General features: G+C 48.1%; 3 protein-coding genes. All 3 read left to right on the top strand.

Annotated elements, in window-relative coordinates; translation table 11 throughout:
* The coding region (rsmB, locus tag A3735_RS20200) for a 16S rRNA (cytosine(967)-C(5))-methyltransferase RsmB (RefSeq protein ID WP_156499788.1) at nt 1-1253 on the top strand (1253 nt) is incomplete at its 5' end.
* 140 nt (nt 1254-1393) lie between these two features.
* Nucleotides 1394-2767 carry a Trk system potassium transporter TrkA gene (gene trkA / locus A3735_RS20195; RefSeq protein ID WP_068512833.1) on the top strand — a complete coding sequence of 458 codons (1374 nt, stop codon included), beginning with the start codon at nt 1394-1396 and terminating at the stop codon, nt 2765-2767.
* 35 nt (nt 2768-2802) lie between these two features.
* Nucleotides 2803-3309, top strand: a 507-nt coding sequence (locus A3735_RS20190) for a potassium transporter TrkG (protein WP_304439998.1), incomplete at its 3' end; no start/stop codon positions are given.

Raw genomic sequence — 3309 nt, 5'->3', positions numbered from 1 at the left:
CACTCATGCCCATCGCTGCTGAACAGGTGGCAGATAAAGACGGCGCCCTTCTTCAGGAAATTGTCTATGGAGCCTGTCGCTGGTACGAGTATTTGGCAAATAACCATAATCAGTTTTTGGAAACACCGCTCCAGCACGAAGATAAACTGGTTGAAAGCATTCTAAAAGTAGGGGCTTACCAACTCCTATTCATGCGCACACCCGCCCACGCTGCAATTAATGAAACTGTGCAAGCCGCTGCCGAGCTGGGAATAGAGCACTTTAAGCCTTTGATCAATGCAGTGCTTCGAAAAATATCCGCCCTGCCAGCGATCGAAGCAGGTGAAGCAACAAACGAAATCATTAATGCCAGCTACCCTGAGTGGATTAAAGAAAAGGTTAAACATAACTGGCCAGAAAAGTGGCAAGATATTCTTCGCCAGGGAAATGCACGCCCTCCGATGACACTGAGAGTTAATCGACAGTTCGCTGAAAGTGACGAACCAAGACAACACTACCTGGATTTACTAACGGAACAGGAAATTGAAGCGCAAACTTGCGCCTTCAGTTCTTTCGGCATCCAGTTGCTCAAACCGGTTCCCGTAGCCGCTTTACCCAAGTTTCGCGAGGGCGCAGCAAGCGTTCAGGATGAAGCAGCCCAACTATGTTGTGACTTACTGGAACTAGAAGAAGGCCATAAGGTACTCGATGCCTGTGCCGCACCAGGCGGAAAAACCTGTGCGATCCTGGAATCCCAAACAGGTATTCACCTGACGGCGCTAGACTCTGAAGCAAGTCGAGCCGCAAAGATCGATGAAAACCTTAAACGACTAAATTTACAGGCAGAACTTAAGGTATCACGCGCCGAAGAGCTTGAGCAGTGGTGGGACGGTAAGCATTTTGACCGAATCCTGCTCGATGCACCATGCAGCGCCAGCGCAGTCATTCGACGCCACCCTGACATCAAACTATTGCGCAAAGAAGGTGATATAAAAGCATTGGCTGAACTTCAACTTCAGCTACTTACAAGCTTGTGGAAAACACTCAAACCAGGCGGGATATTGGTATACGCAACCTGCTCTATCTTCCCACAAGAGAATAGCCGAATTATCGAGCGATTCTTAAGACAGCAAGATCAGGCCGAATTATTCAAGATCGATGCACCCTGGGGGCAAGATACCGGGTTTGGTCGTCAATTATTCCCTCAAGAAAACGGTCATGATGGTTTTTTCTACGCCCGTTTAAAAAAACGCGGAAGCGAAATACCCGAATAAGAAGCAAGATTTATCAGATTAACCGTGTTTAGGGGATGAAAAGAGTCATTTTACTGAATTGGCGATTGACCCTAAATTTTGTCGGTATATTATAGCCCACGGGTCAAATGACTGAATAAACCGGTGCGTAGATCAACCTTATGAAAATTATCATTATCGGTGCAGGGCAAGTAGGCGGAACGCTTGCTGAAAACCTCGCAAATGAAGAAAACGACATCACCGTCATTGATCACAATGGCGCTCGACTGCGTGAGCTTCAGGATCATTTAGACATACGCACAATTCACGGCCAGGGTGCTCACCCTAACATTCTTGCCCAGGCGGGCGCAGAAGATGCAGACATGCTGATTGCAGTTGCAAATAGTGATGAAGTTAATATGGCCGCCTGTCAGGTTGCTTATACACTATTTCAGACACCCACCAAAATCTGCCGGGTCAGAGCGACACCTTATTTAGCCAAGAAAGAGCTGTTTTCTAACAAAGCCTTTCCCATTGATGTACTCATCAGCCCCGAGCAGGTTGTTACCAAACATATTACCCGCTTATTGGAATATCCTGGCGCTTTACAAGCACTAGACCTGGCAAACGGTAAGGCCAGACTCGTTGCCATCAGAGCATGCCAGGGCGGCCCCTTGGTCGGTCATGCCTTATCCTTGATCCGACAGCACATGCCCACTATCGACACCCGAGTGGCAGCAATTTTCAGAAAAGGCCAACCAATCATTCCTTCTGGTAACACGGTGATTGAAGAAGATGATGAGGTTTTCTTTATTGCCGCGACCGACCATATTCGCGCGGTAATGAGCGAACTGCAGCCTTTGGAAAATAAGTACAAGCGAATTATTATCGCTGGTGGCGGTAACATTGGTTTTCGCTTAGCCAAGTACCTGGAACGTCGTTATCAAGTAAAAATCATTGAAAACCATCACGAGCGTTGCGTGGCACTTTCCGAGCAACTCGAAAAGGCCATTGTTCTGCATGGTAATGCCGCCAATAAAGACATGCTATTGGAAGAGAACATCGAAGATACTGATGTTTTCATCGCCGTGACCAATGATGATGAAGCAAACATCATGGCCTCGATGCTTGCCAAGCGCATTGGTGCTCGCAAGGTGATGGCCTTGATCAGCAACCCTGATTATGTCGATCTGATCCAAGGCGGTGAAATCGACATTGCCATATCGCCTCAACAAACCACCATTGGCAGCCTGCTAACCCATATCCGAAAAGGAGATGTCGTTAATGTTCACGCCTTACGACGAGGAGCAGCTGAGGCGATCGAAGCCGTAGCACATGGCGACGAGCGCTCCTCAAAGGTTGTCGGTAAACGAGTCGATGAGATACCTTTACCAACCGGTACCACCATCGGCGCAATTGTCCGTCACCAGGAAGTATTAATCGCTCACGACCATATCCGCATCGAGCAAGACGATCACGTTATCCTCTTCCTGGTCGATAAGAAAAGAGTTCGCGAAGTCGAGAAGCTGTTCCAAGTCGGACTCGCTTTTTTCTAACCCTGTTTTAGTAGTTTTTTGGGAGATACAACCGGATGCATTTGTCTACAGTCAGCCGAATTCTAGGCATCCTGCTGATGATTTTTAGCCTGACCATGCTCCCGCCGATCATTGTTTCGCTCATCTATAACGATAATCAGCTCCATGCCTTCCTCGATGCTTTTGTTATTACGCTAGGCTTAGGGCTAATCATCTGGCTGCCTGTTCGAAACCATAAAAAGGAGCTTCGTGTACGAGATGGTTTTATCGTAACGGTTCTCTTCTGGCTGGTGCTCAGCCTGAGTGGTTCAGTGCCCTTATATTTATCTGACTCCCCTGATTTACGCTTCGTTGATGCTTACTTTGAGTCCCTATCGGGGCTAACCACCACTGGCGCGACCGTCATTACCGGGATAGATGACCTGCCCAAATCTATCTTGTGGTACCGACAACAATTGCAATGGCTTGGCGGCATGGGCTTGATCGTACTGGCTGTCGCCATTCTTCCAATGCTAGGCATTGGTGGTATGCAGCTATACCGAGCAGAGACTCCCGGCCCGGTA

This window comes from Oleiphilus sp. HI0061 (assembly GCF_001635675.1).
The sequence above is the reverse complement of the archived record's forward strand: the minus strand, read 5'-3'. Positions and strand labels throughout refer to the sequence as shown.